The organism is Kurthia senegalensis (genome assembly GCF_000285595.1).
GTDB lineage: Bacteria > Bacillota > Bacilli > Bacillales_A > Planococcaceae > Kurthia > Kurthia senegalensis.
This window is the reverse complement of record NZ_HE611065.1, coordinates 318,931-334,903: the sequence shown is the minus strand read 5'-3', so window position 1 is coordinate 334,903 and position 15,973 is coordinate 318,931. Positions and strand designations below refer to the sequence as shown.

Sequence of the window (15,973 nt, the reverse complement as noted above, 5' to 3'; positions counted from 1 at the left end):
GAAAGAGATGTCCTCTTCAAATTGGTGGGGACATCTTTTTCACGTTCAAAGGAGAAAATAGTTCAAATGGAAAAAATAGAACAATTATTTACATTTATCGATGGTGAAGCGGGACGTTTTGTGGAATCAGAAAATGTGACGTATTTAGATGGCGTTTTAGAAGCGTTAAACAATTGGATTAGTGGAGAGAAAATTCCAGAAGGTGAATGGGACCGCAATGACATTCGTAAAGGAATTCAATTAGCCCTTTTAAAAGGAATGCGTGAAAGCGCGCAAGTTAATCATCAAATGACACCAGATTCTTTAGGATTAATTGTTGGGTATTTGGTTGATCAATTTTTTGAAGATACATTGGCTGAAAATAAAACGATTACGATGTTAGATCCAGCAATCGGAACAGGGAACTTACTATTAACCGTAATGAATTTAATTGGCGATAAAATAACCGGTGCGGGTGTTGAAATGGACGATTTATTAATTCAAATCGCTGCCGTTTCAGCAGATTTGCAACAACAACCTGTGGCGCTTTATCATCAAAATGCATTAATGCCTTTATTAATTGATCCGGTAGATGCCGTTGTTTGTGACGTGCCAGTTGGATATTATCCAGATGAAGAGTATGCGAATAAACATTATGAAATTCATGCTGAAGAAGGAATGACGTATGCGCATCACCTGTTCATTGAAAAAGCGATGAATCAATTACGCGAAGGTGGCTACGGTTTCTTCTTAGTGCCGAGCAATATTTTTGAATCAGAACAAGCACGTCATCTATTCGCTTATGTAAAAGCAAATACGTGGATTCAAGCAGTCATTCAATTACCGAGCAACTTATTTAAAAAACAACAACTATCAAAAAGTATTTTCGTCTTACAGAAAAAAGGTGAAAATGTTAAACCTGTAAAAGACGTATTACTTGCGAAAGTGCCGACGTTATCAAATCCAGACGCACTTGAACAATTTTTTTGCACGTGTTCGTAAGTGGAAAAAAGAAGAAGGTAAATAAGGACGACGCAAAAAAAGGACTGCCTAAGCAGTCCTTTTTTTATATGCACCGAATCCACTCGGTGCAGTAGCTTAAATTTTTAGTTATTATTCAGCGTGTTCGCCAGGAGTACGTACAACTAATACGTCACATTTGGCAGAACGTACGATGTTGGCAGATACTGAACCAATTAAGAAACGTTCCACTGCATTAAGACCTGTTGCACCACAAACGATTAAGTCTGCTTCAGTCTTTTTAGAAACTTCACGCGTAATCATTGTTTTTGGAGAACCGTACTCAATTAATGATTCTGCCACAACGCCTTCTTTTTCAGCAGCAGCTTTGTATTCTGCTAATTTTTCTTCTGCAAATTCTTTTGCACGTTCTTGAATTGAACGGTCATATGCTTCGATTGCTGCGAATGAACGCGTATCGATAATGTTGACTAAATGTAATTTTGCTTCATTACGTTTCGCCACTTCCACCGCTTTTTCAAATGCGAATTTCGCTTCTTCAGAACCATCTACTGCTACGACAATATTATTATAAGTTGACATAACTAAAACCCTCCCTATATGTTATATCCACATTATACCATATCAGAAAGCTGGAAAGGTATAACAAAAATTTCCATATAAATGAGCGTTCAGTGAACAAATACGAACTTCAAATTATGTAGAAATAGTGAATTATCGCTTGAATTGTTGAAAAAAATAGCGTAAAAGTGTAATGAAGTTATTTTGAAATAATTGGTTAAAAAGGATTTAATTTTCCTTTTTATTTGTTACAATGAGGATGTACAAAAAAATGCAAACGCTTTCTTTTTTAAGGCGTAGGAGGTTTGACGGAAATGAAAATCGGCGTACCAAAAGAAGTAAAAAATAATGAAAATCGTGTAGCAATTACCCCAGCAGGAGTAGTGCATTTAAACTCCTTTGGACATGACGTATTTATTGAAACATCGGCTGGAATCGGTTCAGGATTTACAGATGAAGAGTTTGTATTAGCTGGCGCAACGATTGTTCAATCTCCGAAGGAAGCATGGGATGCGGAACTCGTATTAAAAGTAAAAGAACCGATTGCGGAAGAGTACGGTTACTTTAAAGAAAATCTAGTGTTATTTACGTATTTACATTTGGCGCCAGAGCCGGAGTTAACGAAAGCATTAATCGAATCAAAAGTGACAGCAATTGCTTATGAAACCGTTCAAGAGAAAGATGGTTCATTGCCACTGTTAACACCGATGAGTGAAGTAGCAGGAAGAATGGCGACGCAAATTGGCGCACGTTATTTAGAAAAAATTAACGGTGGCAAAGGGATTTTATTAAGTGGTGTTCCAGGCGTTGACCGTGGGAAAGTAACGATCATTGGTGGTGGACAAGCTGGCGAAAACGCGGCAAAAATTGCGGTCGGTATGGGTGCAAAAGTGACGATTTTAGACATTAATCCATCTCGTTTAAGAGAGCTAGACCTTATTTTTGGGGATCGTATTCAAACGTTAACGTCAAATCCATTTAATATTGCTAAATCGGTAGCGGAAGCAGATCTTGTTATTGGTGCAGTACTTATTCCGGGAGCGAAAGCCCCAACACTCGTTACAGAAGAAATGGTTGCAGCGATGTCACCAGGTTCTGTCATCGTAGACATTGCGATTGACCAAGGTGGGATTTTTGCGACGACGGATCGTGTAACGACTCATGATGCGCCGACTTATGAGAAACATGGCGTTGTCCATTATGCGGTCGCAAATATGCCGGGAGCTGTTCCACGTACAGCAACGATTGCATTGACGGATAATACGATTCCATATGCGGTACAAATCGCTAATAAAGGATACGAAAAAGCGTTGCAACAAAATGAAGCATTGAAAAAAGGCCTTAATACAGCGAATGGGTACGTTACATTTGAAGCGGTCGCAGAAGCGTTAGGTTATGATTACATTTCAGCGGACGTCGTATTGAATCATTAAAATAAAAATAAAAAAAGAGGGAAGTATAGCGAGAATAAATCGCATACTTTCCTCTTTTTTGTTAGTAGATGGAAAACGTTTCTTAATTATTTAGGTTCAATAATTTGAAGTTCTTTAGGGAATGAAGTTAATACTTCTACACCATCAGCTGTAACGTAAACATCATCTTCGATACGTACGCCGGCTGCATCGCCTTTGTAAATACCTGGTTCGATTGTGAAGACCATGCCTTCTACAACTTTTGTTTCGTTAGAGCCGTGCATAGAAGGTTCTTCGTGCACGCTAATACCTAAACCGTGACCCATACGGTGTGTGTAGTACTCACCATAACCTGCATCAACGATTACTTGACGAGATGTTGCATCTAAATCCATTGCGCGAACGCCTGGTTTAACAGCTTGAATGGCTGCTTCATTAGAAGCGCGTACTGTTTCGTAAATTTTAACTTGTTCTTCCGTACGTGGTTTGCCAAATGCGACTGTACGTGTAATGTCTGAACAGTATCCTTCGTAAATAACACCAAGGTCAAATAATACTAAATCACCTTTTTGAATTTTCGTATTACCTGGTGTACCGTGTGGAGAAGCGGCATTTAAACCAGTTAGTACCATCGTGTCAAATGACATGTAGTAACCTTTTTTCAGTACAGCAGCTTCAATTGCTGATAATACTTCGATTTCTGTTTTACCTTCAGCTAATTCATCACAACCAACTTGAATGGCGAAATCTGCAAGTTTTGCAGCTTCACGCATTTTTTGAAGTTCGTCAGCTGATTTTACTAAACGCATTTGTGCGATTGTATCATCAAGTGCTGTAATGTTAACGCCTTCGAATAAAGATTCGATTTTTTCTAGACGGTCGACAGTGACGTGTTTTTTCTCGATTGCTAAAGTTTGAACGGCTCCTTTTTCTAAAGAAGCATTTTTTTAAAATTTCCCACGCGTCTTCTTGGTCATCATGGCCAACGATTGAGAAGTTCCAACCTGCAGCTTTTGCGTCAGGTACTTCCATTTTAGGGCAGATCATTAAAGGTGTCGTATTTTTAAACACCATGATACCTAATAAACGTTCATGTGGATCGCTTTCAAAACCAGATAAGTAAAAGACGTTGTCTGGTGTTGTAATAAATGCAGCGTCAATGTTTTGTTGTTGTAAATAAGTTTGAATCATTTCTACTTTAGTAGCCAATGAAAAAACCTCCTATTATAAAATATTGAGTTGACCTCACACATAAATGGGTATATCTAAAAAAGACGTTAGTTGTCAAAACCTTTATGTAGCTTTAAGATGCTCAAACATAGTGTACCAAAAAATATTGTTTTGAATAACGTGAAAGGCGTATTTTAAGGTGTGGATCTACAAAAAGAAGTGACATAGCATTAAAAAATAGAGTAGAAAAATGCAGTTTCCATCATGATTTATGAAAGGAATCGTCTATTTATTAGAGATGGAGAACATGTGTTTTCAATCCCTTTAGCATAAGACTATAACAGCTCGTTCAATTAATTACGCTCTTTTTGACAATTATATTATATAAGTAAGAAAGAATTATGGTACACTTAGTTAAGAAGAAAGACGTTGGAAATTAGGTGATTTTTTTGGTTACAAAACATGAGAAAATTATTCAATACATTGAATCTTTACCTGTAGGTGATAAAATTTCGGTTCGCCAAATTGCGAAAGATATGTCCGTTAGTGAAGGTACAGCATATCGCGCCATCAAAGAAGCGGAAAATAGACGCCTCGTTAGTACGATTGAGCGAGTAGGTACGATTCGTATTGAGAAAAAGAAAAAAGAAAATATTGAGCGATTAACGCTTGCAGAAATTGTGAATATTGTAGACGGGCAAGTTTTAGGTGGTAAGAGCGGTTTATACAAAACGTTAACGAAATTTGTAATCGGTGCAATGAAGATGGACGATATGATGCGCTATACGGATGCGGGTAGTTTATTAATCGTCGGAAACCGTAGTGATACACATGAAGCGGCATTGCGTGCAGGTGCAGCTGTATTAATTACAGGGGGTTTCGATGCAACAGATGAAACGAAAGCATTAGCGGATGAACTAGAATTACCGATTATTTCATCAAGTTACGATACGTTTACGGTCGCAACGATGATTAACCGTGCGATTTATGACCAATTAATTAAAAAAGAAATTTTATTAATTGAAGACATTGTCGTGCCAATTCAAGATACATCGTATTTACGTAGCACAGCGACGGTTGCTGATTTTAATTCGTTAAATTCTCAAACGACGCACGGTGGATATCCAGTAGTAGACAAACAACAAAAAATTGTAGGAATTGTGACGTCAAAAGATGTGATTGGCAAACAAGAAGAAGAGTCAATTGATCGTTTAATGACACGAAATCCGATTACTGTAACGATGAAAACGAGCGTTGCAACAGCAGGGCATCGTATGATTTGGGAAGGAATTGACCTTCTACCAGTTGCCGACGAGCACGGAGAACTACAAGGTGTTGTTAGCCGTCAAGACGTGTTAAAAGCCATTCAAATGGCACAGCGTCAACCTCAACACGGTGAAACAATCGATGATCTTGTAAAAAATGAAATCAAAATGTCGGATGATTATACAGATACGGTCGTTGATTTTACAGTCACACCTCAAATGACCAATCAATTCGGTGCGATTTCGAATGGTGCGTTTACAACGGTATTAGTTGAAGCGGGCGCACAAGCATTGAAAAAACAAAACGCGGCGAAAGCGTCGTTGAAAATATGACCGTTTACTTTATGAAACCTGTTCAAATGGAGAAAAGTGTTCGCGTCGTACCACGTATTTTAAACTTGAGTCGTAAGTTTGTGAAAATGGATTTTGAAGCATTTTCAGAAGATGTACTCGTTTGTAAAGCGATGATTACGTTCCAATTGTTAGAACGATAATCGAACGAAAAAGTAGACAAAATCGGAATTTCGATTTTGTCTACTTTTTTAATGGCACAATATGCTTTACACTAGAAAGAAAAGATTAGTTGGGAGACTTGCCAGATGAAACGACAAATTATCGATACGATTGAAAAATATAATACGATTATCGTACACCGACACGTTAGACCAGATGAAGATGCTTATGGTTCACAGCTAGGTCTTGCAACACTTTTACGTACGAATTATCCGGATAAAGTCGTCTATACGACAGGAAAACATAGCGCGCCACTAGATTATTTAGGGAAGCCGGACGAAATAGAAGATGCGCAATTCGAAGGGGCTCTCGTAATCGTAACCGATACAGCAAATACCGATCGCATCGATGATCAAAGATATGACCGCGGTGCCTACGTTATTAAAATTGATCATCATCCGAATGAAGATCCTTATGGCGACCTTCGTTGGGTACAAACGAGTGCAAGTTCTTGTTCTGAAATGATTTTCGAATTAGCAAAAACAGCTAATTGGCAATTGAATGAACAGTCTGCGCGCTTTTTATTCGCAGGAATCGTCGGCGATACAGGACGCTTTCAATATCCGAGCACGACAGAAGTAACATTTAATACAGTTGCAGAATTAATTAAATACGGTTTTGACCGTCCTTCATTGTTTAACGGCATGTATGAAGTGTCACAAAATGTTCTTCACTTACAAGGATACATTTATCAAAACTTCCAAATGGACGAAAATGGTGCGGCCTCAATTAAGTTAACGAAAGAAACGCTCCAACAATTCGGTGTCACAGTAGAAGAAACGAATAATCTCGTACCGATTTTAGGTAGTGCCAAAGGAATTGTTGCTTGGGCAATGTTCGTAGAAGAAGAAAATCAAATCCGTGTGCGTCTACGCTCAAAAGGACCAATCATTAATACGATTGCGAAGCAATTTAATGGCGGTGGACATCCTGTTGCGGCAGGAGCTACTGTTTATTCATGGGAAGAAGCGGATGAACTGATTCAAGTGATTCAAAAATTATGTAAAGACAACTAGAAAAGAGGTTGATGCGGATGTCAGTTGTTTATTCACAAGTCGTCACAGCCGCTGATTTGTTACAAAGTACAATTCGTATCGATGAATTGATTCAAAAAATGAACGAACAACATGTCGAAGTGGCAGCAATTACCAACAGTAAAATGTATGGCGTGCTGCCTTTTTGGCATCGTTTAAAAGAAGCTGGAAAACAGCCTGTAATCGGATTGACTGTAGACATTCAAATGGGCGATGTACGTCGGCAAGTAGTGTTATATAGCAAAACGGAAACGGGTTATTCACATATTATGAAAGTTTCTTCGGCAAGTTCGTTAAAAGAAGATGGCGTTCTGCCACTTCGCTGGCTAGAAGGATACCGAGAAGGGTTACGGATTTTGATTCCACTATCACATACTTCTTGGGAAGACCTTTCAGAAGAACATGTAAGGGTGCTACGAGACTTATTTGAAGAAGATTGTATCGTTGGGGTTGAAAGGCCTGCAGGACAGCCTTGTGCGAATGAACGAGCTGTCGTGCGATTGTGTGAAACATTACAAATTCCGATTGGTATGACGCAACGGTACACTTTTTTAGAAGAAGAAGATTGGCAAGCGTACGAAGTAGCACGTGCCATCGACCGGGGTGAGAAGTTATCTGACCGAGAACAGTCGGTGGAAACGAAACATCAATACGTGCATACAACAGAAGAAATTGAGCGTTTTTATGAAGATCAAGTAGAGTGGCTCGACACGATGGCATCTTTTTTAACGGCTTGTCAGTTCGATATGCCACCTGTTCATTTTCATATGCCAAAATTCCCTGTGAAAGACGGCATGACAGCGGGGGAGATGCTGCGCCAACAAACGACCGCTTTCTTGCAACGTCAATTTTCAGGAAATGTACCGCCCCCTTATAAAGAAAGGCTGGATAAGGAATTAGGAATTATCGAGCAAATGGGCTATTCCGATTATTTTTTAATTGTCGCTGATTATATTGAATACGCACGACAACAAGGGATTTTAACAGGTCCGGGACGTGGCTCGTCAGCGAGTTCCCTCGTTGCATTTGCTATGCGTATTACGACAGTCGATCCACTACAATACGGGTTATTATTCGAACGGTTCTTAAATCCAGAACGTGTTACATTACCGGATATTGATGTCGACTTTGCAGACCATCGTCGACAAGAAGTGATTCAATACGTCGCAGAAAAATACGGTGCGCATTACGTTTCTCAAATTATTACATTCGGAACGTTGTCTGCGAAAGCTGTGTTGCGAGATGTTGGCAGAACATACGGGTTAACGATGCAACAGCTTTCAGACGTATCAAAACTCATTCCGTCGAAGCAAGGGGTAACGTTACGAGATGCATTGCAATTGCCTGATGGATTAGCAGCTTGGCAACATGCGCATCCTAAACATGATGAGATTATTCGAATTGCTTTAAAACTAGAAGGTTTGTCTCGAAATGCTTCTACGCACGCTGCGGGTGTTGTTTTATCACCGACGCCACTCGTTGAAACGATTCCAATCGAAAAAGGTCATGACGGAATGTATTTAACGCAATGGCCGATGCAAGAAGTTGAACAAATGGGTTTATTGAAAATGGATTTTTTAGGCCTTCGAAATTTAACGACACTTGAAATGATCCGTAATATGATTTATGCAGACCTCGGGAAAATGCTTAAATTCGAAAAGATTCCGTTTCATGATGAAAATACGTTTGCTCTTTTAAGAAGAGGTGATACGCTCGGTGTATTCCAACTAGAATCAACGGGTATGCAAGAAGCACTTCGTGAAATTGCACCGACCGTTTTTTCGGATTTGATTGCGATTAATGCACTATATCGTCCGGGCCCAATGGCATTTATTCCGGTGTATGCGAGACGAAAACACGGTCAAGAACCTATCGAAATGCCACATGAGGCATTACGTGATATTTTAGAGGAAACGTATGGCGTTATCGTATATCAAGAACAAATTTTACAAATCGCCGCTAAATTTGCCGGCTTCTCAATGGGGGAAGCGGATTTATTACGAAGAGCGGTTAGTAAAAAGAAAAAAGAAACATTAGATCAAGAACGGACACATTTTGTCGGTGGAGCGCGTAAGCAAGGCTATGATGAACAAACAGCGAATCACATTTATGATTTGATCGTACGATTCGCCGATTATGGATTCCCCAAATCCCATTCGGCAGCGTACAGTGTAATCACGTATCAACTCGCGTATTTAAAAGCCAATTTTGCCCCTTATTTTTATGCAGCTACGCTATCTTCTGTTTTAGGAGATAGTAAAAAAATGCGTACGATTATGCAAGAAATGAAACGAAATAACGTACACATCTTACCGCCATCTATTACGAAAAGTGGACGAGGATTCCGCGTTGAAAATGGGCAAGTACGATTTGCGCTTGGGGCGATTAAAGGTGTACCGACTCCATTTTTAGAAGAGTTGAAACGGATGCGTAATAACGGAGAAGGAAAATGGACGAATCTCTATACGATGATGACGTATTTCCCTTCTGCTTTATTAAAAGAATCTACTTTTGAGCCGCTGATTAAAGCGGGTGCATTTGATGAATTTGGGAAAGATCGAAGTGTATTACTTGCTTCTTTAAAGGGTGCACTTACACAAGGGTCTCTTCAAAATGATCTCGTTTCAGGAGCGGGAGATTTAAATGATTTTGCTTTATTTGGGACGCCGAAATATGCGAAAGCTGAACCGATGTCAGAACGTGAAAAATTAGCTTTAGAAAAAGAAGTGCTCGGGTTATATTTATCTCCACATCCTATTGCAACTTTGAAAAAGGAACACAATTTACACGTACTGCCGATTAGTCGAATTCCACAATGTCGGGCAGGGGAATTCGTGGAGATTGTTGGGAATGTTCTTTCTAAAAAGCAAATTAGGACGAAGAAAGGGGAACCAATGGCATTTTTACAACTAGAAGATGAAGATGGTCACGTAGATGCAACGTTATTTCCTCGAACGTATAACCAAGTCATAAGTTGGTTAAAGGAAGATCAAAATTTAATCGTTAAAGGAAAAATAGAAGTACGAAACGGTAAGCCACAAGTCATTGTGAAGGAGTTACGACAAATCATAGAAACAGAATTTAATAGTAAGTCATAAAAAACTGTGTGTAAAACACAGTTTTTTTATCTTTTTTACTTTACGAATCGTTTGAAATTATGTATGCTAATGAAAAGTGGTCAGACCACTTTTGTTAGCTTTTTGCTAAGGAGAGAGGTTTATGTCAACAAATCAACCGAAATCAAAGGTGTTTATAGAAATTGTGAATGACTTGCAACAAATCATACAAGATGAGGGAATAAAACCAGGTGGTAAATTACCTTCAGAACGTATGTTAGCGGAACGACTAGAAGTAGGACGTTCTTCTGTGCGAGAAGCATTACGGAGTATGGAGTTACTCGGGCTTATTCAAACGAAGCATGGTGGAGGTACGTATTTATCGGATTATCGAAACCATCAACTCGTACAAATGCTTGCAAAATTTATATTGCCAGCTGAAGGGGATTTGGATCACGTTATTGAAACACAGCAAATATTTGAACGGGATGCCATTTGTGCTGTTGCCGTTGAGGACCAGTTACGCAAGCTCCCGGTTTGGGAAAGTTTATTACATAAAGTAATAACAGGTGAAGGTATTGAACGAGAAGATTTGGTACGAGAATTAATCGTGACATCTAACAATCGACTCGTATTAAAAATTTGGATGCTTTTAAATCAATTTGCGGATCGCCCGTATGAAGGTCGTTCTTCCAATGCGGAGCAACTATCGTTAGAGAAATTTTTAAGCAACTTACGGATGGGAAATCCAACTGCTGCTTTGGCAGCGTATGAACAGTGGTTGGAAACCTTTTAAAGGAGCCATGAAACAATGAGTATTCGAGATATTTTTAATAAAAAAAATAAAAAGAAAAAACACTTTGTTATGAAGCACGAGGATTTACGTCATCAACAAGATGTGGTGAAATGTGAAAAATGTCAACACGTTATGTTGAAAGCAGAACTTAATAATGAATTAGGCGTTTGTCCGAAATGTCATTTCCATCATAAAATGACGGCTTATGACCGCGTGGCTATTACGTTAGATGAAGGGTCATTTGAAGCGATGGATGAATCAATTCAAACGTTGAATCCTCTTAACTTCCCCGGTTATACGGATAAAGTATTAGCCGACCAAAAGAAAACGAATTTAACAGAAGCGGTACTAACAGGTACTGGTTTATTAGAAGGTCGAAAAGTAGTCGTAGCGATTATGGATGCACATTTCCGTATGGGATCAATGGGTTCAGTCGTTGGGGAAAAAATTACACGTGCCATTGAAAAAGCAACGGAACTGCGTGTACCATTTATTATTTTCACAGCAAGTGGTGGCGCTCGTATGCAAGAAGGCGTTATTTCACTTATGCAAATGGCGAAGACGAGTGTAGCTTTAGAACGACATGCTTCGAAAGGGTTATTGTTTATTTCGGTTATGACACATCCGACGACAGGCGGTGTTTCGGCAAGTTTTGCTTCTGTAGGCGACTATAATATTGCTGAACCACAAGCACTTATCGGCTTTGCGGGACGTCGAGTGATCGAACAAACCGTACGGGAAAAATTACCGGATGATTTTCAAACCGCTGAATTTTTATTAGATCACGGTCAATTAGATGCAATTGTGGAGCGTACGAAAATGCGCCAAACATTAGCGACAATTGTGAAGTTACATGATGGAGGGGTGCAACATGTCTAAACGATTACCTTTTGAAAAACCACTCGTAGATCTTCGTATGAAAATTGAAGAGTTAAAAAAATTAACGACGACGGAAAATTTAGATTTCACAGAAGAAATTAGTACGTTAGAAAGCCGTCTCGCACAATTAGAAGTAGACGTCTATACGAACTTAAAACCGTGGGATCGCGTACAAATTGCCCGTTTAGCAGAACGTCCAACAACGCTTGATTACGTTTCATATATATTTGATGATTTTATCGAGTTACACGGCGACCGTCATTTTGGGGATGATGCCGCAATCGTTTCAGGTATTGCTTCTTTTGAAGGACAACCTGTTACAATCATTGGTCATCAACGTGGTCGTGATACGAAAGAGAATGTGTTACGTAATTTCGGTATGCCTCATCCAGAAGGGTATCGAAAAGCGTTACGTCTAATGAAACAAGCCGAAAAATTTAATCGTCCAATTATTTGCTTTATCGATACGAAAGGTGCTTATCCAGGTGGAGAAGCGGAAAAACGTGGTCAAAGCGAAGCGATTGCACGTAATTTAGTCGAGATGGCAGGCTTAAAAGTACCTGTGATTAGTGTCGTAATTGGCGAAGGCGGTAGTGGTGGGGCATTAGCACTTGGCGTAGCGAATCATTTGCATATGCTTTCAAATTCTACTTTCTCTGTTATTTCACCGGAAGGCGCGGCATCTATTCTTTGGAAAGATGCGACGAAAGCACAACAAGCAGCGGAAGCGATGCGTATTACCGCTCCAGATTTATTAGAAATGAATATTATTGATTCTATTATTGAAGAGTTGCTCGGTGGGGCTCAAAAAGACCCAGAGCAACAAGCGAAACGATTAAAAGCTACACTCGTTCAATCTCTTGCTGAATTAAACGATTTATCTGTCGAACAATTGATTGAGCAACGGTATGAAAAGTATCGTAAAATTGGTGTTTTCGCACAATAATCGTTTCCAAATCGAGAAAAAATCGTTATGATAGAAAATAGAAAGAGATGTTAGACTTCTTTCAACGGATGCATGTAATAGTTGATAAGAACGTTGTAAGCTTTCAACGTCTCATAGCATTAGGCTGAATGGTAAAGATTTACTACCGTTCAGCCAATCTTTGTTTAGTTGGCGAACAGGAGGTTTAAGCATGAAAAAGATTGGTGTTTTAACGAGTGGTGGCGACGCCCCTGGTATGAATGCTGCTGTACGTGCTGTTGTACGTAAAGCGATTTATCATGATTTAGAAGTTGTAGGTGTTCATCAAGGATATCAAGGTTTGATTGAAGGGAAGTTTCGTTCGCTTGAACTAGGAGATGTCGGTGACATTATTCAACGTGGGGGAACGATGCTGCATTCAGCACGCTGTTTAGAGTTTAAAGAAGAATCAGGTCAACAAAAAGCAATCGATCAAATGAAACGAGAAGGTATCGAAGGACTTGTTATCATTGGTGGTGATGGTTCTTATCGAGGCGCACTTGCTTTAACTGAAAAGGGATTCCCTGCAGTAGGAATCCCAGGTACGATCGATAATGATATTCGCGGTACAGATTATACGATTGGGTTTGATACGGCATCAAATACGGTTATCGAAGCAATCGATAAAATTCGTGATACGGCGACATCTCATGATCGCACATTCATTATAGAAGTAATGGGACGAGATGCAGGTGATATCGCACTTTGGACAGGCCTTGCTGGCGGTGCAGAGACGATTGTTATTCCTGAGGAAACTTTTAATTTAGATGAAATTGTTTACCGTTTACAACGAGGCAAAGAACGTGGTAAAAAACATAGTATTATCGTTGTAGCAGAAGGTGTAATGTCTGGTACGGAATTAAAAGTGGAGTTAGGTAAACGAGGAATTGATACGCATGTATCCGTACTGGGACATATGCAAAGAGGTGGGTCACCAACTGTACGAGACCGTGTCTTAGCTAGTATGATGGGCGCACATGCGGTAGAATTGTTAATGCAAGATATTGGTGGACGTGCTATTGGCATCCGAAACAAATCAGTTGTCGATTACAGCTTCAGTGAAGTGTTTGAAAGCGTCCACGTGTTAGACGAAGCGATGTATAAGTTATCAAAAGAATTATCTATCTAATTAATATGGGAGTGTGCAACGAATGAGAAAAACAAAAATTGTATGTACGATTGGGCCAGCTAGTGAATCCCACGAAACGTTAGTTAAATTAATTGAATCGGGTATGAATGTTGCTCGTTTAAACTTTTCACACGGTTCTCATGAAGAACACGCTGTTCGTATCGAAGCGATTCGTAAAGCAGCGAAAGAAACAGGGAAAATCGTCGGCATTTTGCTTGATACGAAAGGTCCTGAAATCCGTACGCACAATATGGAAAACGATGCGATTGATTTAGTAACAGGTCAAAAAATCGATATTTCGATGACGGAAGTTCTTGGAACGACAGAAGTCTTTTCAATTACGTATGAAAAATTAATTGAAGACGTTGAAGAAGGTTCAGTTATTTTATTAGATGACGGTTTGATTGAATTACACGTTACAGGTAAAGAAACAGACAAAGGATTAATTCATACGGTTGTAGAAAATGCGGGTACATTGAAAAATAAAAAAGGTGTAAACGTCCCTGGTGTATCTGTACAACTTCCAGGTATTACAGAAAAAGATGCTTCTGATATTGAATTCGGTATCGAACAAGGGGTCGATTTTATTGCGGCTTCATTCGTGCGCCGTGCGTCAGACGTATTAGAAATTCGTCAACTACTTGAAAACCATCATGCAGAAATTCGCATCATTCCAAAAATCGAAAACCAAGAGGGCGTCGATAATATCAATGAAATTTTACAAGTTTCAGATGGATTAATGGTCGCTCGTGGTGATTTAGGTGTTGAAATTCCAGCTGAAGAAGTGCCAGTCGTACAAAAAAATTTAATTCATAAATGTAATAAATTGGGGAAACCAGTTATTACAGCTACTCAAATGTTAGATTCTATGCAACGCAATCCTCGTCCAACTCGTGCAGAAGCAAGTGATGTAGCGAATGCTATTTTAGATGGTACGGATGCTATTATGCTTTCAGGTGAAACAGCTGCTGGCTTGTATCCGGTAGAAGCAGTTCAAACAATGCATAAAATTGCTTCTCGTATTGAGGACACATTAAATCATAAAGAAATCGTTCGTGCACGTAGTAAACAACAAGGTGTTACGATGACAGAAGCGATTGCACAATCTGTTGCTTACACATCATTAAACTTACAAGTTTCAGCTATTTTAGCTCCTACTGAAAGTGGTGCAACGGCACGTGCGATTGCTAAATATCGCCCAGGAGTACCAGTCGTTGCTGTTACTTCTTCAGAAGTTACGAGTCGTCAACTAACACTTGTTTGGGGTGTGAATCCGATTACGGCACCGAAAGTAACAGCGACAGATGAAGTACTAGAACTTGCTGTACAAAAAGCATTGGAAAGTAATTGTGTTAAGTACGGTGATTTAGTTGTCATTACAGCCGGCGTACCAGTAGGGGAAGCGGGTACGACAAACTTAATGAAAGTACATGTCATTGGTGATATGTTGACGAAAGGTCAAGGAATCGGTCGAGCAGCTACGAACGGTCAAGCGCTAGTCGTGAAAAATGCAGAAGAAGCATTAGCAACAGATGCGACAGGTCGTATTATTGTAACAGTGGGCTCAGATCGTGACATGATGCCAGCAGTCGAAAAATGTGCAGGCCTTATTACAGAAGAAGGCGGTCTAACATCTCATGCAGCAGTTGTCGGTTTATCTTTAGGAATTCCGGTAATTGTTGGGGTGAAAGATGCAACGAAATTAATTGAACAAGGTCAAGAAATTTCAATGGATGCGACATCCGGGGTTATTTATTACGGTTATTCAAGCATTCTATAAGAAGTGAAATATTATATAAAAAAAGCGAATTCCGATTTCGATTGGGAATTCGCTTTTGGTTTCTTTTTATGCGAAATAGTTTAGTTGTAAGAGAATTAATAAGTTATATCGAGCGAAAAGTTTAACATACTAGCAAATTATTTCTTTTATTAGAAGTCTGACCTTCTCAACTGAAATGATAAATAAAATCCAAAAAAAGTAAGTAAATGAGATAATTATGAAAAATGAAATAAAAAGTCTTGTTGAAATTGTGGAAATTTTGTATTTAATGTTTTTTATTTTCTATTAAAAACGTAGTTCTTATTAAATGAATGCTTTTAATTCACAAAGCCGTCAAAATTGATTATAATAATTCATGTAAGCGATTTACTTATAGAATCATATAATTTTTTGGGGTGATGAATTTCTCTAAAATGGGAAATTTATTACAAATACTTATGATATGAATAGGAGC

At 39.1% G+C, this 15,973-nt stretch carries 10 protein-coding genes and 2 pseudogenes; 10 read left to right on the top strand and 2 right to left on the bottom strand.

Going from position 1 to position 15,973, the window contains the following annotated elements; translation table 11 throughout:
• Window positions 1-66: 66 nt before the first annotated feature.
• Complete coding sequence (locus KSHG_RS16330; RefSeq protein ID WP_010303767.1) at window positions 67-981, top strand: class I SAM-dependent methyltransferase; 915 nt, start codon at window positions 67-69, stop codon at window positions 979-981.
• 111 nt (window positions 982-1,092) lie between these two features.
• Here KSHG_RS16330 and KSHG_RS06970 read toward each other — a convergent pair whose 3' ends face one another.
• Window positions 1,093-1,542 (bottom strand): universal stress protein, encoded by a 450-nt coding sequence (locus tag KSHG_RS06970; protein ID WP_010303766.1) that lies wholly within the window; start codon window positions 1,540-1,542, stop codon window positions 1,093-1,095.
• A gap of 293 nt (window positions 1,543-1,835) precedes the next feature.
• On the opposite strand from KSHG_RS06970, the gene ald reads away from it, so the two are divergent.
• Entirely contained in the window at window positions 1,836-2,954 is a 1,119-nt protein-coding gene (gene ald, locus KSHG_RS06965) for an alanine dehydrogenase (RefSeq protein WP_010303764.1), read from the top strand.
• Window positions 2,955-3,040: 86 nt separating this feature from the next.
• Here the strand turns inward: ald and KSHG_RS16325 are convergent.
• Window positions 3,041-4,124, bottom strand: a pseudogene (locus KSHG_RS16325) (M24 family metallopeptidase).
• A 428-nt stretch (window positions 4,125-4,552) separates the two neighbouring features.
• On the opposite strand from KSHG_RS16325, the pseudogene KSHG_RS16320 reads away from it, so the two are divergent.
• The 8 genes and pseudogenes from KSHG_RS16320 (at window position 4,553) to pyk (ending at window position 15,519) form a co-directional block, all read left to right on the top strand.
• Window positions 4,553-5,862, top strand: a pseudogene (locus tag KSHG_RS16320) (DRTGG domain-containing protein).
• 105 nt (window positions 5,863-5,967) lie between these two features.
• On the top strand, window positions 5,968-6,897 hold the full coding sequence (locus tag KSHG_RS06950) for a DHH family phosphoesterase (protein ID WP_010303757.1): 930 nt from the start codon (window positions 5,968-5,970) through the stop codon (window positions 6,895-6,897).
• Between the two features lie 17 nt (window positions 6,898-6,914).
• Window positions 6,915-10,013, top strand: a complete 3,099-nt coding sequence (gene dnaE / locus KSHG_RS06945; RefSeq protein WP_010303755.1) for a DNA polymerase III subunit alpha — start codon at window positions 6,915-6,917, stop codon at window positions 10,011-10,013.
• Between the two features lie 121 nt (window positions 10,014-10,134).
• Window positions 10,135-10,767, top strand: coding sequence for a FadR/GntR family transcriptional regulator (locus tag KSHG_RS06940; RefSeq protein ID WP_010303753.1), 633 nt, complete (start codon window positions 10,135-10,137; stop codon window positions 10,765-10,767).
• A gap of 15 nt (window positions 10,768-10,782) precedes the next feature.
• Window positions 10,783-11,646 (top strand): acetyl-CoA carboxylase, carboxyltransferase subunit beta, encoded by an 864-nt coding sequence (gene accD / locus KSHG_RS06935; protein ID WP_010303752.1) that lies wholly within the window; start codon window positions 10,783-10,785, stop codon window positions 11,644-11,646.
• Entirely contained in the window at window positions 11,639-12,592 is a 954-nt protein-coding gene (gene accA / locus KSHG_RS06930) for an acetyl-CoA carboxylase carboxyl transferase subunit alpha (protein WP_010303750.1), read from the top strand. Before accD ends, accA begins: the two co-directional genes overlap by 8 nt.
• A gap of 190 nt (window positions 12,593-12,782) precedes the next feature.
• On the top strand, window positions 12,783-13,739 hold the full coding sequence (pfkA, locus tag KSHG_RS06925) for a 6-phosphofructokinase (protein WP_010303748.1): 957 nt from the start codon (window positions 12,783-12,785) through the stop codon (window positions 13,737-13,739).
• 22 nt (window positions 13,740-13,761) lie between these two features.
• A complete protein-coding gene (gene pyk / locus KSHG_RS06920) occupies window positions 13,762-15,519 on the top strand; it encodes a pyruvate kinase (RefSeq protein WP_010303747.1) in 1,758 nt (585 codons plus the stop codon).
• Window positions 15,520-15,973: the final 454 nt, after the last annotated feature.